Here is a 22763-nt window from a genome sequence, read left to right as displayed (position 1 = left end):
TTTACATTCTGTCACGCCTGGCGCACGCGGCCGGGTTGAGGGCAAAAAAAAGCACCGCGGCGCGGTGCTTTTCCAACCCGGTGCGCTTACTGCGCGGCGGGTGCGGACGTCGACTTATCCAGCTGCGCCAGATCGTTGGCGATGCGGACCGTCTCGTCGAGGTAAGGATCGGGCTCTTTATAATCCTTCGGCAGATCGTCCAGGCTCTTCAGCGGCTTTTTACCTTCGGCCTGATAGCGCGCATTGATACGCTCCAGACGCAGCGCATCTTCTTCGTGGTTCTCTTTCTCGCGCTGGGCAAGATTGAGCGACACGATATTGCGCTTGTCCTTCATCGCGTTAAAGCGCGCGATATCTTTCATGATGTACTGGAACTCGCGATCCTCGGCGATACGCGCCTCGTGCTGTTTGGTCAGCTGCGCCACCAGCGGCTTGACGTCGCCGGTTTTGCTGTAGGTGGCCGCGTTGATGCTGTCCCAGGGCAGCGCGTTATCTTCGAACTTCTCGCCGGTTTCCGCCGCTTCCACGCCGGTCGGCATCAGCAGATCCGGCGTGACGCCTTTACGCTGAGTGCTGCCGCCGTTGATGCGGTAGAACTTCTGAATGGTGTACTGCACGGAACCGAGCGCAGGCCATTCAGGACGCAGCATCTGATCGTAGATGCGGTTCAGCGAGCGGTACTGCTGCACCGTGCCTTTGCCGAAGGTCGGCTCGCCGACGATCAGCGCGCGACCGTAGTCCTGCATCGCCGCTGCGAAAATTTCCGAGGCGGAGGCGCTAAAGCGATCCACTAACACCACCAGCGGGCCTTTGTAGTAGACCACGCCGTCGTTGTCGCTGTCTTCGCGCACGCGTCCGTTGTTGTCGCGCACCTGCACCACCGGGCCGCTGGGAATAAACAGGCCGGAGAGCGACACCGCTTCGGTCAGCGCGCCGCCGCCGTTGGTGCGCAGGTCGATGACAATGCTGTCGACGTTCTGCTTCTGCAGTTTCTGCAGCTGCACTTTGACGTCATCGGTCAGGCCAACATAGAAGCCGGGAATATCCAGCACGCCGACCTTCTCTTTGCCGACGTTATGCACGCTCATCTTCACCGCGCGATCTTCCAGGCGGATCTTTTCACGCGTCAGGGTGACGGTGCGGGTTTTGGTACCCTTGCCCGCCGGCAGCACTTCAAGACGGACTTTGCTGCCTTTCGGCCCTTTGATTTTGGCGACGACGTCATCCAGACGCCAGCCGATGACATCTTCCATCGGCTTGCCCGGCTGACCGACGCCGACGATGCGGTCGCCGACGCTGATTGACTTGCTCTTCGCCGCCGGACCACCCGCGACCATAGAGTTGATCACCGTATAGTCGTCATCCATCTGCAGCACCGCGCCGATACCTTCCAGCGACAGGCTCATTTCGGTGTTGAACTGTTCGGTGTTGCGCGGCGACAGGTAGTTGGTGTGCGGGTCGATTTCATGCGCAAACGCGGTCATCGCCATCTGGAACACATCTTCGCTGTTGCTCTGCGCCAGACGACGGATCGAGAAGTTGTAGCGCTTGGTCAGCACATCGCGGATCTCTTTTTCGTCTTTGCCCGCCAGCTTAAGGCTGAGCTGGTCATATTTGACCTTGGCGTCCCAAAGCGCGTTCAGCTCGGCCTGATCTTTCGGCCAGGGCGCTTTGGCGCGGTCGATATCGATCGTATCGTTGCCGCTGAAGTTCATCGGACGGTTCAGCACGTCGAGCGCGTACTGATAGCGCTCGAAACGGCGTTTCTGCGCCAGATTATAGAGATCGTAAAACACGTCCAGCTTGCCGCTGCGCAGCTCATCGCCAAGCGTGGTTTTTTTATCGGCGAACTGCGCCACATCCGACGCCAGCAACACGTTGTGGTTGTAGTCGAGCAGATTAAGGTAGCGGTCGAAAATTTTCGCTGAAAACGCCTGGTCGAGATCGAACTGGCGATAGTGTGAGCGGGTAAAGCGGGAGGTCACCCGTTCGCTGACGGTGGGATCCTGCGGATCTTCGTGAAGCTGGGGGATCTGATCGGCGCGGGTAATATTCTCAGCGCCAAATGAAGGGCCTGCCAGTAGCAGGCCCGCAATCATACCGATTTTTAACAGGGTGTTCATGCCGGGGTCAGCCTCCGTTTCAGAACTGCAAGTGTTCTGCGCGCACAATCATTGCCATGCCGGAAGCGAGCTGTACCCGAACGCCGTCTTTTGACACTTCAAGAACGGTCGCGTCCATCGCACTTTTGCCTGCTTTGACTTTGATATTCTGGCCAGGTTGCAAAGTTGAGGTATCGGTGATGGGTTTCGCCTGCGCAGCCGGACGCGGAGCCGGTTTACGATCCTGAGCGGCAGCACGCGGCGCCTGAGGACGCGCTTTACGCGGCGCCTCGCCGTCGGCCGGTTTGCGCGCGGCAGGACGGCGCGGACGACGCGGTTCAGCGCCCTCTTTACCCTCTTCGCCCGCTTCGCGTTTCGCGGCTTTCTGCTGCTCGCGCTGCGCCTGAACGCGCGCTTTCGCCTCTTCCAGCTGCTGACGCGCATGCTGCACGTGCTGCTCGTCCAGCACGCCGCAGGCGTTGCCGTCGAGATCGACACGCGTCGCGCCGGCTTTAATCCCGTAGAGATAACGCCAGCTGGAGGTATAGAGACGCAGCGCGGAACGCAGCTGGGTCTTGCTCAGACTCATTTCGCCCTGAACGCGCTCCACCAGATCCTGAAAGATACCGATTTTGAGCGGACGCGCTTCACCTTCGGCGCTAAAGCAGTTTGGAAAACGTTCCGCCAGAAAGGCGATCACTTCTTTACTGCTATTCAACTTAGGTTGATTTTCCATGAAATTTCCTGATTACAACGGATTTGCCGACCAGAGCAGGCATGAACAGGCGACATTATAATGACAACATCGCCAAATGCCATGCGATCCAGTCGATTAGCTGCGCGACAGCTGCAAAAATTTTTCGATATCGCTGTCTGCCAGCACGTCGCAAAGCCCATCAGTCAGTGCAACCAACCCAGTTTCATCCTCGCTGTCGAAGCGATTGAACACCGTGCTGTCGATATCCAGAACGCCTACCAGCGCACCATTTACTTTCAGAGGAATCACGATCTCGGCATTGCTGGCCGCGTCGCAGGCGATATGACCCGGAAAGGCGTGCACGTCGTCGACGCGCTGCACGCGATCCTGCGCCAGCGCCGTGCCGCAGACGCCTTTGCCCACTGGAATGCGCACGCAGGCGATTTTGCCCTGAAAAGGGCCCAGCACCAGGGTATCGGCTTCTGTCAGCAGGTAGAAGCCCGCCCAGTTCACGCCTTCAAGGCGTTCATACAGCAGCGCGCTGAAATTGCCCATAGCGGCGAGAAACGACGTCTCGCCCGCGAGCAGCGCGCGCATGTCGCGATTCAAATCAGCGTAAAAGGCAGTTTTGTTCATTATTTAACCATTAACATTAACAACAGAGCGGCTTGATTTAACCGCCCGTTAAAATAAGCACTAAATATCCACCGCCACAAGGTGAATCATAGCGTTAGTTGCTATAACCTTAGATTTTTGTGGATCGAAACGTGGGCCCCGTACGGGCGTGTCAGAAACGTGAAAACGTTTTTTTGCCCCACCACCGCATCCGGTCACAGCGACACATATCTGGGCGAAACGTGCACCACCCTATGAAAATTCACGCCATCAGCCAGCCATTGCCCCACGCACGTTATCAGCGTTGTCCGCAATGCGATACCCTTTTTTCCTTACCGGATGTGAAATCGCATCAGTCTGCCTATTGTCCACGCTGCCATGCGCAAATTATCAGCGGACGCGACTGGTCGATGACCCGGCTAACGGTGATGGCCGCGGCCATTCTGATGCTGATGCCGTTCGCGTTTACCCTGCCGCTGGTGGATATTCGCCTGCTCGGCATGCGCATCAACGCCAGCCTGCTTGGCGGCGTTATCCAGATGGCGGAACAGGGCAACGTGCTCACCGCCTCGATGGTGGCGTTTTGCACCATCGGCGCGCCGGCGGCGCTGGTGGTCGGCATCGGCTATCTGACCCTTGGCCATCGGCTGGGAATGAACCTGCGGCCGGTGCTGCTGATGCTGGAGAAGGTCAAAGAGTGGGTGATGCTCGATATCTATCTGGTGGGCATCGCGGTGGCCTCGATCAAAGTGCAGGACTACGCCTCACTGGAGGTCGGCTACGGGCTGGCCGCCTACCTGACGCTGACGGTACTGAGCCTGCTGACGCTGATCCATCTGAATGTAGAGCAGTTGTGGGAGCATTTTTATCCGCAGAAGCAGTACGCCACCGCGCGCGACAGGCTACAGGTCTGCCTGAACTGCCATAATACCGGTGAGCCGGACGCGCGCGGCCGCTGCCCGCGCTGCCATACCCCGCTCGACTTTCGCCGGCGTCACAGCCTGCAAAAATCCTGGGCGGCGCTGATCGCCTCGGTGGTGCTGCTGATCCCCGCCAACCTGCTGCCGATCTCGGTGGTCTACCTTAACGGTTCGCGCCGCGAGGATACGATTTTCTCCGGCATTCTCGGCCTGGCCTCTGGCAATATTCCGGTGGCGGCGGTGGTGTTTATCGCCAGTATTCTGGTGCCTTTTACCAAGGTGCTGGTGATGCTGACGCTGCTGTTGAGCATCCATTTCCGCTGCGAGCAGGGGCTAAAAACCCGTATTCGCCTGCTACGGGTGGTGACCTGGGTTGGCCGCTGGTCCATGCTCGATCTTTTTGTGATTTCATTAACCATGTCGCTGGTCAATCGCGATCAGCTGCTGGCTTTTACCATGGGACCCGCCGCGTTTTACTTCGGCGCGGCGGTGATCCTGACCATTATGGCCGTTGAGTGGCTCGACAGCCGCCTGCTTTGGGATGCACATGCAACAGGAAACGCCGACTACACCGACTAACGCTACGCTGCGCAGCAAACGTAAAGTCTCTCCATTCTGGCTTCTGCCGATTGTCGCGATGCTGATCGCCGGCTGGCTGCTCTGGACCAACTACGAAGAGCGCGGCACGGTGATCACCATTAACTTCCAGTCGGCGGACGGCATCGTGCCGGGACGCACGCCGATCCGCTATCAGGGCGTGGAGGTCGGCACCGTGCAGGGCATTAACCTGAGCGACGATTACCGCACCATTCAGATCAAGGCGAGCATTAAAAGCGATATGAAAGAGGCGCTGCGCGAGAACACCCAGTTCTGGCTGGTGACGCCGAAGGCCTCGCTGGCGGGAGTATCGGGACTCGACGCGCTGGTGGGCGGCAACTATATCGGCATGATGCCGGGCAGCGGCAAGCCGCGCGAGAGCTTTATCGCCCAGGATACCCAGCCGAAGTACCGCGTCAACACCGGCGAGCTGCTGATCCACCTGCACGCGCCGGACCTGGGCGCGCTCAACTCCGGCTCGCTGGTTTACTACCGTAAAATCCCGGTCGGCCGCGTCTACGACTACAGCATCAACGGCAATACGGACGGCGTCACTATTGATGTGCTGATCGAGCGCCGCTTCAACAACCTGGTGAAAAGCAACAGCCGCTTCTGGAACGTTTCCGGCCTGAGCGCCGACGTCAGCCTGAGCGGCGCGAAGGTGCAGCTTGAGAGCCTGGCGGCGCTGGTCAACGGCGCCATCGCCTTTGACTCGCCAGACGACGCGCCGCCGGCGAAAACAGATCAGAACTACCAGCTCTACCCCGACCTGGCGCACAGCCAGCGCGGCGTGGTGATCACGCTCGATCTGCCCAACGGCAATAACCTGAAAGCGGGCCGCACGCCGCTGATCTATCAGGGGCTGGAAGTCGGCAGCCTGACAAAGCTTAACCTGCTGAGCGGCGGCAAGGTCACGGGCGAGCTGACGCTCGATCCTTCCGTGGTTAGCCTGATGCGCAGCAACACGCGCATCGAGATGCGCAGCCCGAAAGTGAGCCTGACCGACACCAATCTGAGCAGCCTGCTGACCGGCAATACGCTGGAGCTGGTGCCGGGCGACGGCGAGCCGCAGAACCACTTCACCGTGCTGCCCGCCAGCGAGTCGCTGTTGCAGAAGCCTGATGTGCTGACGGTAAAACTCAGCGCGCCGGAGAGCTACGGCATCGACGCCGGTCAGCCGGTGATGCTGCACGGCATGAAAATCGGCCAGGTGATTTCGCGCGAGCTGAATGAGAAAGGCATCCAGTTTGTCGCGGCCATCGAGCCGGGCTATCGCAATCTGGTGCACGGCGACAGCAAATTTATCGTCAACAGCCGGCTCGACGTGAAGTTCGGCCTCGACGGCATGAAGGTGCTGGGCGCCAGCGCCCGCGAGTGGGTGGATGGCGGCATCCGCCTTGAGCCAGGCAATAAAGGCGAGGTGAAAGCGGCCTATCCGCTCTACGCCGACGCCGAAAAGGCAGAAGAAGGCATTATCGGCGATCGCCCTTCCACCACCCTGATGCTGACGGCGAACAGCCTGCCGGACGTGCAGGCCGGCTCGGTGGTGCTCTACCGTAAATATGAGGTGGGCGAGATCGTCGACGTCACGCCGCGCGCCAGCGCGTTCGATATCGCCGTGCATATCAAGCCGGAGTACCGCAAGCTGCTGACCAACGAAAGCGTGTTCTGGGCGGAAGGCGGCGCGCGCGTGCAGCTAAACGGCAGCGGCCTGACGGTGCAGGCGTCGCCGCTGAATCGCGCGCTGCGCGGGGCGATCAGCTTCGACAATATGAGCGGCGCGGCGAACGCCAAAGGCAACAAGCGCACGCTCTATCCTTCCGAGACGGCGGCGCGCGCGGTCGGCAGCCAGATTACGCTGCACACCTTTGACGCCAGCAAGCTGTCAGAGGGGATGCCGATTCGCTATCTCGGCATCAATATCGGCCAGGTCGAGTCGCTGTCGCTGAGCCAGGACAACAATCAGGTGGTGGCGAAAGCGGTGCTCTACCCGGAATATGTGCAGGACTTCGCCCGCAGCGGCAGCCATTTCTCGGTGGTGTCGCCGGAGATCTCCCCGGCGGGCGTTAATCATCTGGAAACCCTGCTGCAGCCCTACGTCAACGTCGACCCCGGCAAGGGCGTGCCGGCGCGCAACTTCGAGCTGCAGGAGAGCACCATTACCGATTCGCGCTACCTGAACGGGCTGACGATCTATGTCGACGCCGCCGAGGCGGGCTCGCTCTCTATCGGCACGCCGGTGCTGTTCCGCGGCGTCGAGGTCGGCACCGTGACCGGCACCTCGCTCGGCAATATGGCGGATCGCGTGCAGATTGCGCTGCGCATCAGCAAAAAGTATCAGCATCTGGTGCGCAACAACTCGGTGTTCTGGCTGGCGTCGGGCTATAACCTCGACTTCGGCCTGATTGGCGGCGTGGTGAAAACCGGCACCTTCCAGCAGTTTATTCGCGGCGGCATTCAGTTTGCCACGCCGCCGACGGTGCCGCTGGCGCCACAGGCGGGCGCGGACAAGCACTTCCTGCTGCAGGATGAAGCGCCGAAAAACTGGCGCAGCTGGGGCACGGCGATCCCTGACCCGCAGCAGTAATAAGACCGGGCAGCCTCGCTGCCCACGCGGAGACGCCCCCTCTCTTTGGGGGCGTCTCAGCAACCGTCCCGGTCACTTCAGACCATTGCGCCAGCTGTTCGAACCGATCTGACGCTTTCATGCTACACTGCCGCCCTGTTTTTTGACCTCAATGCCTTAACTGGAATCTGCCTGTGGCCGACCTTTTCCCCTCTGACTTCCTGGATCTTATGCGCGCGGCGCTGCCCGACGACGCCGAACTGCAACGCTTTATCGCTATCAGCCAGCAGCCGCTGCGCCGCAGCATCCGCGTCAACACCCTCAAGATCGCCGTGGCGGATTTTCTTGCCCAGACGGCGGATTACGGCTGGCGCCTGACGCCGGTGCCCTGGTGCGCGGAGGGTTTCTGGATTGAACGCGACGATGAGAGTTTGCCGCTGGGTAGCGTGGCGGAACATCTGAGTGGGCTGTTCTACATCCAGGAGGCGAGTTCCATGCTGCCGGTCAGCGCGCTGTTCGACGCCGCGCCCGAGGCGCAGCTGGTGATGGATATGGCCGCAGCGCCCGGTTCGAAAACCACTCAGATGGCGGCGCGCATGGGCAATCGCGGCGCGATCCTCGCCAATGAGTTTTCCGCCAGTCGCGTCAAGGTGCTGCACGCCAATATCAGCCGCTGCGGCGTCAGCAATGTCGCCCTGACCCATTTTGACGCGCGCGTCTTCGGCCCCGCCTTGCCGGAACGGTTCGACGCCGTGCTGCTTGACGCGCCCTGCTCTGGCGAAGGCGTGATACGGAAAGATGCGGATGCGCTAAAAAACTGGTCGCTGAGCAGCACCGAGGCTATCGCCGCCACCCAGCGCGACCTGATCGAGAGCGCTTTCCATGCGTTAAAACCGGGCGGCACGCTGGTCTACTCCACCTGCACCCTGAATCAGATCGAGAATCAGCAGGTGGTCGCCTGGCTGCTGGCGCGCTATCCGCAGGCGGTGGAGATCGCGCCGCTCAGCGGTCTGTTTGCCGGCGCCGGGCAGGCGTTGACGCCGGAGGGCTTTTTGCACGTCTTCCCGCAGCTGTTCGACAGCGAAGGCTTCTTTGTCGCGCGGCTACGTAAAACCGACTCGGTGGCGCCGCTGCCGACGCCCGGCTATAAGCTGGGCAAGCTGCCCTTTACGCCGCTGGATAAAAAGAGGACGGCGGAAGTGGCCGCAGCGGCGGCAGCAGTCTGTCTGCGCTGGAACGACGATCTAACGCTATGGCAGCGCGACAAAGAGATTTGGCTGTTTCCCGCGGCGATCGCCCCGCTGCTCAACAGCGTGCGTTTCTCGCGGATCGGGCTGAAGCTGGCCGAGACCTTCGCTAAAGGCTATCGCTGGCAGCATGAGGCGGCGATAGCGCTGGCGCAGCCGGATGGGCAAAACCGCTTTGAGCTGACCGCCGACGAGGCGCTGGAGTGGTATCGCGGGCGGGATATTTTTCCTGACGTGCCGCCGACGCGCGATGAAGCGATAGTGACCTATCAGCAGCAGCCGCTCGGGCTGGCGAAGCGTGTCGGCAGCCGCATTAAAAACAGCTATCCGCGCGAGCTGGTGCGTGACGGCCGGCTGTTCCGCTGAGGCCTACTGCAACCGCAGCAGCGTCAGCGAGTTGCCGAACACCGCGCCAGTGTCGATATAGTGCAAATTGCCCGTTTCCAGCGGATGCTGCAGCGGCGTGTGGCCGAAGTAAAAATCATCCGCGCCGGCGATCCTCGCCGCATCGCCCGCTTTCAGCTGGGCGATGCGCTCGCGATTCCACACCACCTGATGCCAGTCCAGCGGCTGCTCCCACGCGTAGCGGTCTGCCGGATAGTCGGCGTGCGCCACCACCACGATGCGTTCCGCAAGCTGCAGGTGCAGGATCAGCGGCAGGCTTTTCAGCTGCCGCAAGGCGTGACGCGCGGCAATCAGCTGCGCGCCTTTCAGCTGATAAAACCACTCGCCACCGTTCAGGGTCCAGAGCAGCGAATCGTGACACTGTAACGCTTGCAGCGCCATCTCTTCATGATTGCCGCGCACGCAGCGGAACCACGGCTCCTCCAGCAGCTGTAAACAGCCGAGGCTGTCAGGCCCGCGATCGATTAAATCGCCGACGGAGATCAGCAAATCGTTTTGTTTATCGAAGCCCTTTTCCAGCAGCAGCGCATCCAGCTGACTACGGCAGCCGTGCAGATCGCCTACAATCCATATGTTTTGCCAGTTTTCACCGTTGAGATACTGGTAGTGCATTATTAGCCTGCTTGTTAACAACTGGTTTATCTGATGCGGGTTAAAGTATAGCCGGTCACATCTTCAGGGAGGCGTGATGAACAGCCGGAAACAATTTATTAGCGTGCTGGTGCTTATCTTTGTCGGCAGCCTGCTGTTGCTGGAATCGCTGGCGCGTCTGGTGCATTTGCTGTTGGTGGGTTAACGGCCAAACGCTGTTGGCCTGCTTCTCAGATTTTCCGTAATAAAGGGGCGTAAAAGCGCCACTGCGCGGCGATTACTGTTCAGATATCAGGATGTTTCTCCCTGACGAAACTGCGCTAGTGTGAGATCTCAGCCCGTCCACAACGTGGAGCAGATACACACAGCAAAGGAGGGATGGCTGATTACCTCCGTCAGGAGAATAAAAATGGTCGCTGCAACGCTTGATAACGTAAGTTTTAACCTTGATTCTCTCGAAAACGCAGCATTAGAAATCTGTAAAACCAAAGGAATGCTGGGCATGCTGTTGGCGTCAGTATCAACAGAGATTCAGCAGTCCTATTTCCAGCTGTTACGCGAGTCCGGCTTCGATGACGAACTGGTCTGGCTGCAGCAGGTGCTTGAGTCCAGATAAGTGCTCTTGTTGACCCCGGCGCCCGCTGGGGTTTTTCATTTTTGCCGCGGTGCCAGCCGACAAAATGAGACGCAGAGCGCAGGTGAGAAAAAATATTTTTTTGCTCTCCTGTTTTGGCTGGTACGACAAAAAAATGCCCCGCGCCCGCTATCGTTCATTTTTACCTGATAAGCGACAGCTAACGCAGAGAGAAACCAGCAGGACTACCCTGTCAGCCGGTTCTCTCACCGCCCACTGAATTTGTTTCGCTACTGGACAAATCGATCGGTGGCGCCCTTCCCTGGACAGGCTGCGATTACGGTTTTAATGCAGGCGGCACGGTGCCGGACAGCTCCTGCTCGCTTTGCGCGCCGGAACCGGGACGCGCATGGCCCAGCAGCGGCTCGTCGCCCAGCAGCTCGGGCTTCTCTTTCGCCGTAAACTGGGCTTTGCCGTCAAATGAAGGACCTTCGCACCAGCGGCCTTTCGGCAGCGGTTTATCCAGCGAGGTGTTGAGCACGTAGTAGGAGTGCTCGCTCGCCTCTTCGCTTTGCGGGAAGCTGTTGGGGATCGGCAGCGAGGCGTTGAGCCCGCCCATCTCCTCAATCACCGCCAGCCACTGCTGCTGGTGCATGGTGTCGCGGGCGATGAGGAATGAAAGGAAGTCCTTCATGCCGGTGTCTTCCGTCAGGTTGTAGAGACGGGTCGCCAGCACGCGGCCTGTCGCTTCCGCCGTTACGTTGGCCAGCATATCAGCCGCCACGTTGCCGGACGCATAGATATGGCTCATATCAAAGGGCACGCCGTTGGCATTGACCGGCATCGCCGCCAGACCGGAAGAGAGGATATGGCGCGGATTCATGCCGCCCAGCACCGCATTGACCACCGGATCTTTCGCCGAGGCTTCCTGGTAGGACAGGGGAGCCCCTTCCAGGTTGAGCGCGACGGCGTGCGCCAGCATTTCGATATGCGCCAGCTCCTCCGTCGCAGTGGAGATCAGCAGATCGCGGATACGCGCATCGCCGCGCGCGCCCATCGCCTTGAAGAAATACTGCATTGCCACACGAATTTCCCCTTCAACCCCGCCGATCGCCTGTTGCAGCAGCATAGCAAATTCGGGATCCGCTTTATCGACGCGAACAGGGTATTGAAGTTTTGATGAATGGTGGAACATATTTTATCTCCTGGCTTTTTTACAAGAATAAGCCGGACAAGCCTGGAAGAGGTTCGTGGAAAATGAAAGCGTGACCGTAAACTTTTCGGAATCGCTATCAGCGGCAAATTAACCGGCAACCGAGAAATATTAATCAGTTAGCGCAGAGAAAAATGATTGGCTATTTTACGCCACCCTCATTATTTCAGGCATAATATGCGCACCCTTTATAAGGATATATATCCGCGCCTTTTCCACTGTTGCGTTTTTTTGCGAGGTTATTTTTCTGTCAGCCAGGCAGAGGCGGCGATATTTGCTGGCGCCATCCTCCGTCAGGGAAAATCAAAGCAGGAAAGGATGAGTTTGTGTCGACGGGCGCGCAGGCATATCAGCGCTGCGCGCGGCGTGTCGGGCGGCAGGATGCTACTCTTTAAGCGGCGGCTGAGCGTTAATCAGCGGGGAAACGCCACTGATTTCCGCCAGGCCCGCCTGATTCAGCTGGTTATCGGCGCTGTCGACTGCGCGGGAAATGGTCAGCAGCTCCTGGAACTCCTGCAGCAGAATAGCGGCGTCAGATTTCAGCATCTCGTCGGAATCGGCTGAATCGATTACGGTATTGATAGCCTTATTGGCGCTGTCGATCATCTCGGTGACGCCGCCCTGCCTGCTGACGGCCAGCACCAGCGCGCTGATTAACAGCGACTGCGCCTCTACGCGCGCCGTCAGCTGCTTGGTTTCCGCATCGATTTTGGATATTTTAGCCAGCATGCTCAGCACAACATTTTTCATAACCGTCTCCCTGTAAAACAGGGATCTTACCTTGCTGCGTATTGTCGGCAAGCTGAAAAATCTTAATTCGTTAACTGGCCCTGCGCCGCGCCGCCTGAAAGCGCGGCCTCGCGCAAAAAGGCGATTGCAGAGCATAAAAAAACCCCGACATCAGATGCCGGGGCTGGTGGTCTACACAGAATGTATCAGGTTCTGTTGGTCAGGACTTGCGTCCGCCGCTATGGCTATTCTGACCACCTTTTTTACCTGCTTCAGAAGCTTTTTCACGGTCGCCGGCGAAACCACCGCCGCTGTGCTGACCGCCTTTTTTACCAGCCTCTGACGCTTTTTCAGGATTATTTGCGAAATTACCTGAACCACCACGATGCTCGGCCATCATATCCTCCTGGATATATTGTCATTGGGTCAATGGCAACCGGCATAAATCTATTACGCCAGCCGTATTTCGTGTTGCATGATTAAGACTAGCCGAGCTGAGGTTATCTGCAAGGCAATTCCTGACCAGTAAAAATATTTTCGCCCTTAACGAAGCGACAGCGCCAAAATTAAACCCAGCGGGAAATCGGTATAATAACCTTACGAACAGGAACTTAGAGAAATAACAGTCAGGGAAGCACGCGGGCCTTATTCATACTTATTTACCAATGCCCATATAAATACATGTCACGTCACAAGGTTAAGGCAAAAGGTTAATAGTGGCAGAGAGGAATCCTGAAAGGCGGCTAAATTCAGAGCACAAAAAAAGACCGAACACGATTCCTGTATTCGGTCCAGGGAAATGGCTCGTTGAGAGCCGTGCGCTAAAAGTTGGCATTAATGCAGGCGATGTCGCCTTGCAACTTAAGGTTAGCCCACGTCTGTGGAAATGCCAGCGATCGCTCAGGCAGCGGAAATCCGCAGGATCAGTTTGTGATCCTGACGGCAGAATCAGTGGAAAACGGCGCGCAAGCGAACCGCGCCGGAGAAGGTATTATTTATCGCACAGCGCCTGCGTGCGCTCGACGATTGGCTGCAGGCTCATCATCTGGCCCGGGTGGCTTTTATCTTCCGCCTGGATCACCGAAATCGGCTGCGCTTTCACCTGACCGGACTTCACGCGCGCGTCGGCTTTATCGTTAAGCGGATACTGCATCAGCGTGCTGGGGTTAATGGCGAACAGCGAACCGTCTTTCTCACAGGTCAGCATCACTTCTTCACGGCTAAAAGGCCAGGCTGCCTTGCCCACTTCAAAACGGCTCACGGTAATAATTTCTGCCGCCAGCGCCTGGCCACAGAGAGAGAACAACAGCATTGCGGGGATCACTTTCTTCAGCAACATAGCCTACCTTTTTACTCAGTCAAAACGGGTCATACTCAGGCTGGCGACAGCGTGGCGAAAATGCTGACCAGACCCACCACAGCGCATGCCAGCAGCAGCTCAAGCTGCGTCATACGGATAAATTTTTGCTGCGCGCCCTGCCCCGCGAGGCGGAAACGCGGCACCAGCAGATAACGGTTAACCAGCGCGATAGCGACCATCAGGGCCACCAGCGCCACCTTTATTAACAGCAGATCGCTGTAGAGGCCAGCGTGCCACTGGCGCGGCCAGCCGGCGATAAGCAGCGCGTTGACGATGCCGGTCAGCAGCGTGACAGCAACGGCCAGATGACCGTAGCGCGAAAAGCGCATCATGGCGCGAATCGCGTCGCTGCGGCGATCGATTTTCCGCGCTTCGCGCATCAGGATCAACAGCGGCAACAGGCCGCCGCTCCAGAACGCGGCGCCGATAAGATGCAGCGCGTGATTGCCCTGCTGCAGCGCGCCGGTTACTCCTTCGCGCATCGCCGCATGTCCGATCATCGCCATGCAGCCCAGCTGCAACAGGGCGCCTGCCAGCCACGCCTGCTGCCGCCGCTCACCGCGCAGCAGGCTGGCCAACAGCGTTACGCCAGCCACCCCGGTTTCCCATTGCCAGACAACGCCGAAGCGCGTGCTGAGCACGGCGCGCCAGATCCCGCTGTCGCTCAGGTTGCGCCAGTCACCGCTCATCAACGCCAGCTGGGTCGCCAGCATCAGCAGCGCGCTGAGCAGTGCCAGCGAGGCGCACAGGCGCATGAGCGGCATAAGGCGCTGCGCCAGCGCACGGCGATAGCGCGGCAGCGCCAGTAGCGTAGTATAAAACGCGCTGCCCGCCAGCAGCATCACAGCGCCAAAATGGAGCGCACGCAGCAGGATCCAGAGAAGAGACACAGACTATTTTACGCGGAAGCGGGTGCTGCCCTGGGTTTTATGACCATCCACCGACAGCACATGCCACTTAACCTGATAGTCGCCCGCCGCCAGCGGCGTTTTCAGGGAAAGGATCAGGCGGTTGCGCTGCTGCGCGTCCTGCTGCGCCTTATCGCCGGCGAGGCTGTGTTTATCCGCGCCCAGCAGCGTAATGCCGCTAAACGCAGGCTCCACATCTTCGCTAAACGTCAGGATCAGCGCCTGCGGCGAGGCGGCGACCACCGCGTTGTCGGCCGGCTCCGACGACGTCAGGTGTGCGTGCGCCAGCGCCGGCTGGCTAATCAACCACAGCGCGGCGCTGGCCAGCGCGGCGGCGCCTGATAAAAATGCTCTTTTTTGCATGGGATCATCCTCTTAGCCAACGCATCGGCGGCAAACGTGGCGCAAGGATACGCCGAGGTTTTTGAGGTGTCGAGGGCCAGCAATGCTATCCTTTGCCCTTGATTCAGACAGGGATAAGCATTATTTTTGCCCCCTGTCTTCAGGAGATCCCCATGAGCCATAACCTCGCCCTGCTTTCTCAGCAAGAGAAAGATAAAGTCAACGTTGAACTGGCCGCAGCGGGCGTGGCGTTCAAAGAGCGCTACAACATGCCGGTGGTGGCAGAGATGGTTGAGTACGAGCAGCCGGCTGCGCTGCGCGACTGGTTCCGCCAGCGTCTGATGCACTATCGCCAGGCGTCGCTGAACTTCTCGCGCCTGCCCTATGAACCCAAAATGAAGTAAATTATGCTACGCGTCATTGATACTGAAACCTGCGGGCTGCACGGCGGCGTCGTGGAAGTGGCGTCTGTTGACGTCATCGACGGGCAGATCGTCAACCCTATGAGCGACCTGATCCTGCCGGATCGCCCCATCAGCCGTCAGGCGATGGCGGTGCACCGCATTACCGAAGCGATGGTGGCAGGCAAGCCGACGATTGAAGAGGCGATAGGCCGTTATCACGGCAGCGCCTTTTACGTGGCGCATAACGCCAGCTTTGACCGCCGCATGCTGCCGGAAATGCACGGCGACTGGATCTGCACCATGGTGCTGTCGCGTCAGCTGTGGCCCGGCATTAAATATGGCAATCAGGCGCTGCGCCACAGCCTGAAGCTGGAGGTGACGCCGCCCGCCGATCTGCACGCCCACCGCGCGCTTTACGACTGCTACGTTACCGCCGCGCTGCTAATCCGCATTATGGAGATCTCCGGCTGGGACGCGACGCAGATGGCGCAGCGCTGCCAGCCCGCCAGCGTGGCGGGCGACGTGCTGCCGTTCGGCAAGTATCGTGGCCAAAGCGTCGCCGCTATCGCGCGCAAAGATCCGCGCTATCTGCGCTGGGTGCTGGAAAACGTGCGCGATTTGCGCCCGCCGCTGCGGCAGGCGCTGCGCAAATATATCAGCGACGATCAGTAATCACGCTGCGGCGGCAGGCTGCCCTGCGCCAGCGCGATCAGGAAGGTCAGCTCCAGCGCGATCCCCTCATAGGATTTGTAGCGTCCCGATTTTCCGCCGTGACCGGCGTCCATATCGGTGCAGAGCATCAACAGATTGTGGTCGGTCTTGAGCGCGCGCAGCTTCGCCACCCACTTCGCCGGCTCCCAGTACTGCACCTGCGAGTCGTGCAGCCCGGTGGTCACCAGCATATGCGGGTAGGCTTTCGCCTCGACGTTGTCATAGGGGCTGTACTGACGGATGTATCCGTAATAGTCCGCCTCGTTGGGATCGCCCCACTCGTCATATTCACCTGTGGTCAGCGGGATCGACTCATCCAGCATGGTGGTCACCACGTCGACAAAAGGCACCTGCGCCACCACGCCGTGAAACAGCTGCGGCGCCATATTGATCACCGCGCCCATTAACAGGCCGCCTGCGCTGCCGCCCATGGCGTAGAGCTGCTCGGGCTGACCGAAGCCTTTTTTCACCAGCGCCTGCGTCACGTCGATAAAGTCGGTAAAGCTGTTCATCTTATTGAACAGGCGGCCACCGTCATACCACTGCTGTCCCAGCTCCCCGCCGCCGCGCACGTTAATCAGCGCGTAGACGAAGCCGCGTTCGAGCAGGCTCAAGCGGCTGACGCTAAAGTCCGCTTCCATATTGCTGCCGTAGGCGCCATAGCCGTATACCAGCATTGGGTTTTTGCCCGGCTGATAGTGTTTGCGGTGATAGACAAGCGACACCGGCACTTCCGTGCCGTCGCGCACCGTGATCCAGTGGTGCTCGCTTTTGTAATTGTCGGGATCGAAGTTGCCGACCGCGCTCTGTTTGAGAATACGCCGTTCGCCGGTGTCCATATCGAGTTCGAACAGCGTGGTGGGCGTGGTCATCGAGCCGTAGCCGTAGCGCAGCTTGCTGGTTTCTGGCGAGGGATTAAACGCCAGCCAGGTCACGTAGGTGGGATCGTCGAAGGCGATGCCGGTGTCTTCGCCGGTTTGCCAGTGGATCTGACGCAGGCTGGTCAGGCCGCGCTGGCGCTCCTCGACCACCAGCCAGTCGCGGAACAGCTGGAAGTCCTCCATCACCACATGGTCGCGCGGCGCAATCAGGGTTTCCCAGCGCGACTCCTCCAGCCAGCGCGTGCGGTAGAGCCCGAAGTTCTTCCCTTCCCGGTTCGAGCGGATATAAAACTGATGCTGGTAGTGATCCAGGCTGTACTCATGATCTTTACGGCGCGGCAGAAAGACCTGCGGCGTGGCGTCCGGGAAGCCGGCGTCGAGCAGCTGGATCTCGCTGGAATTGGTGCTGAACAGCGCAATCAGAATAAAGTGGTCGGACGTAGTTTTATGCACGCTGAGATGATAGGTGTCGTCCTGCTCTTCATACACCAGCCGATCGTCGCTTTGCGGCGTGCCGAGTTCATGACGCCAGACCTGATAGGGCAGCAGCGTCTGCTCATGCTTGCGCACGTAGTAGAGCGTGCGGGAGTCGTTGGCCCAGGCGAGGCTCGATGAGGCGTTGTTCAGCACCTCTGGATACCAGCTCCCTTTCTCCAGGCAGCGAAAGCGAATGCCGTACTGTCGCCGGGAAAGGAAGTCCTCTGCCAGCGCCATCACCTTATTGTCGGGGCTGATGCTCAGCGTCCCCATGGTATAGAACTCACTGTGCGAGGCGCGCTGGTTGGCGTCCAGCAGCAGCGTCCACTCGTCGTTGACGGCGCTGTCGGCGGGCTGGCGATAATAGGCAGCATATTCGTTGCCGCTCTCATAGCGGCTCTGATAGCGATAGCCGTTATGCACATAGGGAACCGAATGGTCCTGCGGCGGCAGGCGATCGACAATCTCCTTTAATATGCGGTTCTGCAGCGGCTGCTGGGTCGCCATGATCTGCTTGCCGTAGTTATTTTCGGCGCGTAGATAGTCCAGCACCTCTTCATTATCGCGCTTGTCGTCGCGCAGCCAGTAGTAATCGTCCACGCGCGTTTCGCCGTGGAGCGTCATGGCGTGGGGGATTTTTTTTGCGATGGGGGCCTGCATGCGGTGTCTCCCTGTTATTGATATCCCTTAAGGGTGGCATCAGGTCGCTGGGAAGCCAAATTTTTGTGCGTAACACCTTGTTATTGCGGCCGCACCGGGCGCCCGTGGCGCGCTTAATCCGCCGGAATGCGCGCTTTTTGCTCGCGCAGATCGTTTTCGATGCCGTCGCGCACATCCTGCGGGATCTTCAGCGCGTCGCCCAGCGCGGTAAGGTAGCTGCGCTCCATAAAGTGATCGACGTCGATGGCGGCGCAGCTCAGGAAATAGAGTTCCAGCGCTTCGTCTTCGTTTTTCACGTCTGCCGCCAGCCAGGCGGGATCGAGCGGACGACTCATCGCCTGCTGGATCAGCGCTTCCGCCTGCTGCCCATAGCCCGACTCGTGAATGCTGCGCTCGATGGCGGCGCGCTCTTTAGCGTCGATATGGCCGTCGCTTTTGGCGGCGAACACCAGCGCCGTCACCAGCCGCTCGGCGCGCTGGTCCGCCGGGGTTTGCAGCTCGCCAAAGCCCGCGTCATTCTGGTGGGTGTCACGCACGCGCTGCTTATATTTATTCCACAGCAGCGCGCCCGCCGCCGCGCCGCCGCCGATAATCAGCGCTTTGCCGCCATAGTCGGTTAACAGCTTGCGCGACTTTTTACTGGCGATCAGCAGGCCCGCCAGGCCACCCAGCGCGCCGGGTGCCAGCATATCGTTCAAACCGCCGTTGCCGCCGCTGTGACCTTTCTTCGCCAGCAGCGACTGAAGCTGCTGCAACAGGTTGTTCATCGTTCACTCCTTCTTTAGGCGATAAGGCCCCTACTCTGCCCTGGCGGACGTCAGGTAACGTCAAGGTGAGAAAAGAGAGGCAAAGCAGAGGAGGATGAGAACGCAAACGTTTTCGTTTATACTGCGCGCGCGTTTTGACTCACAGGTGAAATTATGACGACTCTTGGAACTGCGCTGCGTCCGGCGGCGACGCGTGTCATGCTGTTAGGCTCGGGCGAGCTGGGTAAGGAAGTGGCGCTGGAGTGCCAGCGACTGGGTGTGGAAGTGATTGCGGTCGATCGCTACGCCGATGCGCCTGCGATGCACGTGGCGCACCGCAGCCACGTAGTGAACATGCTTGACGGCGAGGCGCTGGCCGCGCTGATTGCGCAGGAAAAGCCCGATTACGTGGTGCCGGAGATCGAAGCGATCGCCACGGAGAAGCTGGTTGAGCTGGAGCAGCAGGGCCAGCGCGTGGTGCCGACCGCGCGCGCCGCGCGCCTGACCATGAACCGCGAAGGCATTCGCCGTCTGGCGGCGGAAGAGCTGTCGCTGCCGACCTCAAGCTACCGCTTCGCCGACAGCAAGGCGAGCTTCGACGCGGCAACGGCAGAGATCGGCTTTCCCTGCATCGTTAAGCCGGTGATGAGTTCGTCAGGCAAAGGCCAGAGCTTTATCCGCGACGCGAGCCAGCTGGAGCACGCCTGGGAGTATGCGCAGCAGGGCGGCCGCGCCGGCGCAGGTCGCGTAATCGTCGAGGGCGTGGTCAACTTCGATTTTGAAATTACGCTGCTGACCGTCAGCGCGGTAGATGGCGTTCACTTCTGCGCGCCGATTGGTCATCGTCAGGAAGATGGTGACTACCGCGAATCCTGGCAGCCGCAGCAGATGAGCGAGCGGGCGCTGCAGCGCGCGCAGGCGATCGCCGGCGAGGTGGTAAAAGCGCTGGGCGGCTACGGCCTGTTCGGCGTCGAGCTGTTTGTCTGCGGCGATGAGGTGATCTTCAGCGAAGTTTCGCCGCGTCCGCACGACACCGGCATGGTGACGCTGATTTCGCAGGATCTCTCTGAGTTCGCGCTGCACGTGCGCGCCTTTCTCGGCCTGCCGATTGGCGCGATCCGCCAGTACGGTCCCTCTGCGTCGGCGGTGATCCTGCCGCAGCTGCACAGCCAGAATGTTCAGTTCGTCAATGTGGAAGCGGCGCTGGGCGCCGGTCTGCAGCTGCGCCTGTTCGGCAAGCCGGAAATCGCCGGTTCGCGCCGTCTCGGCGTGGCGCTGGCGAGCGGTGACAGCGTGGATGACGCCGTTGCGCGCGCCATTACCAGCGCCGCAGCGGTAAAAGTAGAAGGGTAAGAGAGAGCGGTGAGCGCCCTGCTCACCGCTTGCGGTTACTGCGCGCCCGCTACCGCTTCGCGCGCCAAGCGAGTAATACGATCCCAGTCGCCTGACTCCAGCGCGTCGTTTGGCACCAGCCAGGAGCCGCCGATGCAGAGCACGCTCTTCAGCGCCAGGTAGTCGCGATAGTTGGCGGGCGAGATGCCGCCGGTCGGGCAGAAACGCACCTGCGGGAAGGGACCGCCGATCGCCTGCAGCGCCTTGACGCCGCCGTTTGCTTCCGCCGGGAAGAATTTAAACTCGCGCAGGCCGTAATCCATGCCGGTCATCAGCTCGGAAACGGTGCTGATGCCGGGAATAAGCGGCACCGGGCCTTCTACCGCCGCCTTCAGCAGCGGCTCGGTAATGCCGGGGCTGATCACAAACTGCGCGCCCGCCTCGGTCACTTCCTGCAGCTGCTGGGTGTTGATCACCGTGCCCGCGCCGACGATGGCGTCCGGCACCTCTTTGATCATCAGGCGCAGCGCGTCCATCGCCACCGGCGTGCGCAGCGTCACTTCCAGCACGCGCACGCCGCCGGCCACCAGCGCTTTCGCCATCGGCACCGCATGTTCCAGCTTGTTCACCACGATCACCGGCACCACAGGTCCAGTGGTCAGAATCTTTTCAGCACTCGTCTTCCAGTTCTTCATCAGTTCCCCTTGCTTATCCATACCGGCGACTGCCGCGCAGCGCGCCATCAATGCGCCACTACCATACAGGATCGCCTTCCGCATCGTCTATCCGCCCGGCGCTGTTTTTGAAACTGCGGTTCAGTTTTCTGCACGCAAAAGCCCGCATAGCGCGGGCTGTTTTCAGGATTATTCGAACTCGTTCCAGGAACGGCCGTCTCGGGTGATCATCGCCACGGACGCCACCGGCCCCCAGGTGCCCGCCTGATAAGGCTTGGAGGAGTCGCCGTCGGCGGCCCAGGCGTCGATAATGGAGTCAACATAGGTCCATGCCGCTTCCACCTCGTCGCGGCGCACAAACAGCGCCTGGATGCCGCGCATCGTCTCCAGCAGCAGACGCTCATAGGCGTCGGCCAGATGCGACTGGTTGAAGGTTTCCGAGTAGCTCAGATCCAGCTTAGTGGTCTGCAGCTTGTGCTTGTGATCCAGACCCGGCACCTTGTTGAGGATCTCGATATCGACGCCTTCGTCCGGCTGCAGACGGATGGTCAGCTTGTTCTGCGGCAGTTCGGAGTAGGAGTCCTTGAACAGGTTCATCTCCGGGTTCTTAAAGTAAACCACTACCTCAGAGCATTTGGTCGGCAGACGCTTGCCGGTGCGCAGGTAGAACGGCACGCCCGCCCAGCGCCAGTTGTCGATATCGACGCGAATGGCGACAAAGGTCTCTGTCGAACTCGATTTATTGGCGCCCTCTTCTTCAAGGTAGCCCGGCACCTTTTTGCCCTGCACGAAGCCGGCGGTGTACTGGCCGCGCACGGTTTTGTCGCGTACGTTGGTCTGATCGATGCGGCGCAGCGAGCGCAGCACCTTCACTTTTTCGTCGCGAATGGCGTCGGCGCTCAGGTCGGACGGCGGCGACATGGCGATCATGGTGAGGATCTGCAGCAGGTGGTTCTGGATCATATCGCGCATCTGGCCCGCCTGGTCAAAGTAGCCCCAGCGTCCTTCGATGCCCACCTCTTCCGCCACGGTGATCTGCACGTGGTCGATGGTGCGGTTGTCCCAGTTATTGACGAAGATCGAGTTGGCAAAGCGCAGCGCCAGCAGGTTGAGCACCGTCTCCTTGCCGAGATAGTGGTCGATACGGAACACCTGGCTCTCGTCGAAGAATTCGCCCACCGCGTCGTTGATCTCTTTCGAGGTTTCCAGCGAGGTGCCAAGCGGCTTCTCCATTACCACGCGCGCCGGCTTCGCGTTCAGCTTCGCCGATCCCAGTCCCTTGCAGATGGCGCCAAAGGTGCTGGGCGGCATGGCGAAATAGTTAATGGTGGTGCGCTTGTCCTGGTCGAGCATTTTGCCCAGTTTAGGGAAATGAGAGGTGTCGTTGACGTCGAGATTGCAGAAGTCGAGGCGGTTGCTGAGTTTGTCCCACAGCGCTTCGTCGATCTTCTCCTTCATAAAGGTTTCCAGCGCTTCACGCACCACTTTGGTGTAGGCTGCTTTATCCCACTCGGCGCGTCCCACGCCGATAATGCGGGTTTCCTCGTGGATCTGTCCCGCTTTTTCCAGCTGATACAGTGAAGGCAACAGTTTCCGGCGCGCAAGATCGCCTTTGGCACCGAATATCACCAGATCGCATGCCTGGGCTGTTTGTGTTACCGCCATTTTCCTCTCCTCATTGCAGGATGATCCCGTTGGCGTTTGCATCCTCGTCCACCGGGTCCGTGTTGTAATTTTCTTTCAGCACAATGTACTTATTTCAGGGGGTCAGGTAAACCGACTCTATGCTGGTCCGCAGAGTTAACTCTGGACGGAATAAGGCGTGCCGATGTGATACTGCGTGCGCTTTTACCCAATTTAGTGCGGCGGACGATCTCCGGCAAAACTTAATCCGGCTCAAATTATGACAAAAAATATCCCCGTCGACTTATCCTCACTTGCGCGCGGTCATGGCGAACGCGGTATATTCACGCTTTTATCCCCTCTCTGCCAGTCATCGCTGGCATCGATCA

Annotated in this window: 21 protein-coding genes; 7 read left to right on the top strand and 14 right to left on the bottom strand. The window is 59.6% G+C overall.

The genetic code is table 11. From position 1 onward, the window contains the following. Positions 1-86: 86 nt before the first annotated feature. The 3 genes from prc to MC269_RS07800 all read right to left on the bottom strand — a co-directional run bounded on the left by prc (position 87) and on the right by MC269_RS07800 (position 3435). Complete coding sequence (gene prc, locus MC269_RS07810) at positions 87-2123, bottom strand: carboxy terminal-processing peptidase (RefSeq protein ID WP_239954742.1); 2037 nt, start codon at positions 2121-2123, stop codon at positions 87-89. Positions 2124-2142: 19 nt separating this feature from the next. Further along, a complete protein-coding gene (proQ, locus tag MC269_RS07805) occupies positions 2143-2838 on the bottom strand; it encodes an RNA chaperone ProQ (RefSeq protein WP_239954741.1) in 696 nt (231 codons plus the stop codon). Between the two features lie 96 nt (positions 2839-2934). Then, complete coding sequence (locus MC269_RS07800; RefSeq protein WP_081142717.1) at positions 2935-3435, bottom strand: GAF domain-containing protein; 501 nt, start codon at positions 3433-3435, stop codon at positions 2935-2937. A 233-nt stretch (positions 3436-3668) separates the two neighbouring features. Between MC269_RS07800 and yebS the strand changes: the two genes are divergently transcribed. From yebS to rsmF, 3 genes are all read left to right on the top strand, one after another. Beyond that, positions 3669-4913 (top strand): membrane integrity lipid transport subunit YebS, encoded by a 1245-nt coding sequence (gene yebS, locus MC269_RS07795; RefSeq protein WP_239954740.1) that lies wholly within the window; start codon positions 3669-3671, stop codon positions 4911-4913. Continuing rightward, complete coding sequence (locus tag MC269_RS07790) at positions 4882-7518, top strand: PqiB family protein (RefSeq protein WP_239954739.1); 2637 nt, start codon at positions 4882-4884, stop codon at positions 7516-7518. The genes yebS and MC269_RS07790 overlap by 32 nt, the downstream gene beginning before the upstream one ends. A 209-nt stretch (positions 7519-7727) precedes the next feature. Continuing rightward, positions 7728-9110 carry a 16S rRNA (cytosine(1407)-C(5))-methyltransferase RsmF gene (gene rsmF, locus MC269_RS07785; protein ID WP_239955092.1) on the top strand — a complete coding sequence of 461 codons (1383 nt, stop codon included), beginning with the start codon at positions 7728-7730 and terminating at the stop codon, positions 9108-9110. Positions 9111-9113: 3 nt separating this feature from the next. Here rsmF and MC269_RS07780 read toward each other — a convergent pair whose 3' ends face one another. Beyond that, positions 9114-9761 carry a metallophosphoesterase gene (locus MC269_RS07780; protein WP_239954738.1) on the bottom strand — a complete coding sequence of 216 codons (648 nt, stop codon included), beginning with the start codon at positions 9759-9761 and terminating at the stop codon, positions 9114-9116. A gap of 388 nt (positions 9762-10149) precedes the next feature. On the opposite strand from MC269_RS07780, the gene MC269_RS07775 reads away from it, so the two are divergent. Further along, complete coding sequence (locus tag MC269_RS07775; RefSeq protein ID WP_081142712.1) at positions 10150-10356, top strand: hypothetical protein; 207 nt, start codon at positions 10150-10152, stop codon at positions 10354-10356. A 295-nt stretch (positions 10357-10651) separates the two neighbouring features. Here MC269_RS07775 and MC269_RS07770 read toward each other — a convergent pair whose 3' ends face one another. The 6 genes from MC269_RS07770 to copC all read right to left on the bottom strand — a co-directional run bounded on the left by MC269_RS07770 (position 10652) and on the right by copC (position 14887). Beyond that, positions 10652-11509 carry a manganese catalase family protein gene (locus MC269_RS07770; protein WP_239954737.1) on the bottom strand — a complete coding sequence of 286 codons (858 nt, stop codon included), beginning with the start codon at positions 11507-11509 and terminating at the stop codon, positions 10652-10654. A gap of 402 nt (positions 11510-11911) precedes the next feature. After that, the gene (gene iraP / locus MC269_RS07765; RefSeq protein ID WP_081142710.1) at positions 11912-12277 is read right to left on the bottom strand and encodes an anti-adapter protein IraP; all 366 of its coding nucleotides are present in this window, start codon (positions 12275-12277) and stop codon (positions 11912-11914) included. Between the two features lie 199 nt (positions 12278-12476). Further along, positions 12477-12653, bottom strand: a complete 177-nt coding sequence (locus tag MC269_RS07760) for a general stress protein (RefSeq protein ID WP_081142709.1) — start codon at positions 12651-12653, stop codon at positions 12477-12479. Between the two features lie 594 nt (positions 12654-13247). Beyond that, positions 13248-13595 (bottom strand): YebY family protein, encoded by a 348-nt coding sequence (locus tag MC269_RS07755; protein ID WP_081142708.1) that lies wholly within the window; start codon positions 13593-13595, stop codon positions 13248-13250. A 35-nt stretch (positions 13596-13630) separates the two neighbouring features. Further along, complete coding sequence (copD, locus tag MC269_RS07750; protein WP_239954736.1) at positions 13631-14506, bottom strand: copper homeostasis membrane protein CopD; 876 nt, start codon at positions 14504-14506, stop codon at positions 13631-13633. 3 nt (positions 14507-14509) lie between these two features. Continuing rightward, positions 14510-14887, bottom strand: a complete 378-nt coding sequence (copC, locus tag MC269_RS07745) for a copper homeostasis periplasmic binding protein CopC (protein ID WP_239954735.1) — start codon at positions 14885-14887, stop codon at positions 14510-14512. A gap of 152 nt (positions 14888-15039) precedes the next feature. Here copC and MC269_RS07740 point away from each other — a divergent pair, with 152 nt between their 5' ends. Both MC269_RS07740 and exoX read left to right on the top strand, forming a co-directional pair. Then, positions 15040-15270: a DNA polymerase III subunit theta gene (locus MC269_RS07740; RefSeq protein WP_081142703.1), complete on the top strand. Its 231-nt coding sequence runs from the start codon at positions 15040-15042 to the stop codon at positions 15268-15270. A 3-nt stretch (positions 15271-15273) separates the two neighbouring features. Continuing rightward, positions 15274-15942: an exodeoxyribonuclease X gene (exoX, locus tag MC269_RS07735; protein WP_239954734.1), complete on the top strand. Its 669-nt coding sequence runs from the start codon at positions 15274-15276 to the stop codon at positions 15940-15942. On the opposite strand, the gene MC269_RS07730 is transcribed toward exoX, so the two are convergent. After that, complete coding sequence (locus tag MC269_RS07730) at positions 15936-17999, bottom strand: prolyl oligopeptidase family serine peptidase (protein WP_239954732.1); 2064 nt, start codon at positions 17997-17999, stop codon at positions 15936-15938. The two genes, exoX and MC269_RS07730, sit on opposite strands and share 7 nt — an antisense overlap. 113 nt (positions 18000-18112) lie before the next feature. After that, positions 18113-18766: a tellurite resistance TerB family protein gene (locus MC269_RS07725; protein ID WP_239954730.1), complete on the bottom strand. Its 654-nt coding sequence runs from the start codon at positions 18764-18766 to the stop codon at positions 18113-18115. 153 nt (positions 18767-18919) lie between these two features. Here MC269_RS07725 and purT point away from each other — a divergent pair, with 153 nt between their 5' ends. Next, positions 18920-20098 (top strand): formate-dependent phosphoribosylglycinamide formyltransferase, encoded by a 1179-nt coding sequence (gene purT / locus MC269_RS07720; RefSeq protein ID WP_239954729.1) that lies wholly within the window; start codon positions 18920-18922, stop codon positions 20096-20098. A gap of 35 nt (positions 20099-20133) precedes the next feature. Here purT and MC269_RS07715 read toward each other — a convergent pair whose 3' ends face one another. Together MC269_RS07715 and zwf are read right to left on the bottom strand one after the other, a co-directional pair. Beyond that, positions 20134-20772 (bottom strand): bifunctional 4-hydroxy-2-oxoglutarate aldolase/2-dehydro-3-deoxy-phosphogluconate aldolase, encoded by a 639-nt coding sequence (locus MC269_RS07715; protein WP_081142728.1) that lies wholly within the window; start codon positions 20770-20772, stop codon positions 20134-20136. Between the two features lie 168 nt (positions 20773-20940). Continuing rightward, positions 20941-22416, bottom strand: a complete 1476-nt coding sequence (gene zwf / locus MC269_RS07710) for a glucose-6-phosphate dehydrogenase (RefSeq protein WP_081142694.1) — start codon at positions 22414-22416, stop codon at positions 20941-20943. Between the last annotated feature and the right edge of the window lie 347 nt (positions 22417-22763).

The sequence above is a fragment of the Pantoea sp. Z09 genome (assembly GCF_022394795.1).
In the GTDB taxonomy this organism is placed as follows: Bacteria; Pseudomonadota; Gammaproteobacteria; order Enterobacterales; family Enterobacteriaceae; genus Pantoea; species Pantoea latae.
The sequence above is the reverse complement of the archived record's forward strand: the minus strand, read 5'-3'. Positions and strand labels throughout refer to the sequence as shown.

Coding starts and splice junctions, on each gene's coding strand:
- MC269_RS07740 (WP_081142703.1), top strand. CDS start 15,040: ATGAGCCATAACCTCGCCCTGCTTTCTCAGCAAGAGAAAGATAAAGTC.
- MC269_RS07760 (WP_081142709.1), bottom strand. CDS start 12,653: ATGGCCGAGCATCGTGGTGGTTCAGGTAATTTCGCAAATAATCCTGAA.
- proQ (WP_239954741.1), bottom strand. CDS start 2,838: ATGGAAAATCAACCTAAGTTGAATAGCAGTAAAGAAGTGATCGCCTTT.
- MC269_RS07725 (WP_239954730.1), bottom strand. CDS start 18,766: ATGAACAACCTGTTGCAGCAGCTTCAGTCGCTGCTGGCGAAGAAAGGT.
- MC269_RS07715 (WP_081142728.1), bottom strand. CDS start 20,772: ATGAAGAACTGGAAGACGAGTGCTGAAAAGATTCTGACCACTGGACCT.
- MC269_RS07755 (WP_081142708.1), bottom strand. CDS start 13,595: ATGTTGCTGAAGAAAGTGATCCCCGCAATGCTGTTGTTCTCTCTCTGT.
- MC269_RS07780 (WP_239954738.1), bottom strand. CDS start 9,761: ATGCACTACCAGTATCTCAACGGTGAAAACTGGCAAAACATATGGATT.
- purT (WP_239954729.1), top strand. CDS start 18,920: ATGACGACTCTTGGAACTGCGCTGCGTCCGGCGGCGACGCGTGTCATG.
- rsmF (WP_239955092.1), top strand. CDS start 7,728: ATGCGCGCGGCGCTGCCCGACGACGCCGAACTGCAACGCTTTATCGCT.
- MC269_RS07800 (WP_081142717.1), bottom strand. CDS start 3,435: ATGAACAAAACTGCCTTTTACGCTGATTTGAATCGCGACATGCGCGCG.
- MC269_RS07770 (WP_239954737.1), bottom strand. CDS start 11,509: ATGTTCCACCATTCATCAAAACTTCAATACCCTGTTCGCGTCGATAAA.
- yebS (WP_239954740.1), top strand. CDS start 3,669: ATGAAAATTCACGCCATCAGCCAGCCATTGCCCCACGCACGTTATCAG.
- exoX (WP_239954734.1), top strand. CDS start 15,274: ATGCTACGCGTCATTGATACTGAAACCTGCGGGCTGCACGGCGGCGTC.
- copC (WP_239954735.1), bottom strand. CDS start 14,887: ATGCAAAAAAGAGCATTTTTATCAGGCGCCGCCGCGCTGGCCAGCGCC.
- iraP (WP_081142710.1), bottom strand. CDS start 12,277: ATGAAAAATGTTGTGCTGAGCATGCTGGCTAAAATATCCAAAATCGAT.
- MC269_RS07790 (WP_239954739.1), top strand. CDS start 4,882: ATGCAACAGGAAACGCCGACTACACCGACTAACGCTACGCTGCGCAGC.
- MC269_RS07730 (WP_239954732.1), bottom strand. CDS start 17,999: ATGCAGGCCCCCATCGCAAAAAAAATCCCCCACGCCATGACGCTCCAC.
- zwf (WP_081142694.1), bottom strand. CDS start 22,416: ATGGCGGTAACACAAACAGCCCAGGCATGCGATCTGGTGATATTCGGT.
- prc (WP_239954742.1), bottom strand. CDS start 2,123: ATGAACACCCTGTTAAAAATCGGTATGATTGCGGGCCTGCTACTGGCA.
- MC269_RS07775 (WP_081142712.1), top strand. CDS start 10,150: ATGGTCGCTGCAACGCTTGATAACGTAAGTTTTAACCTTGATTCTCTC.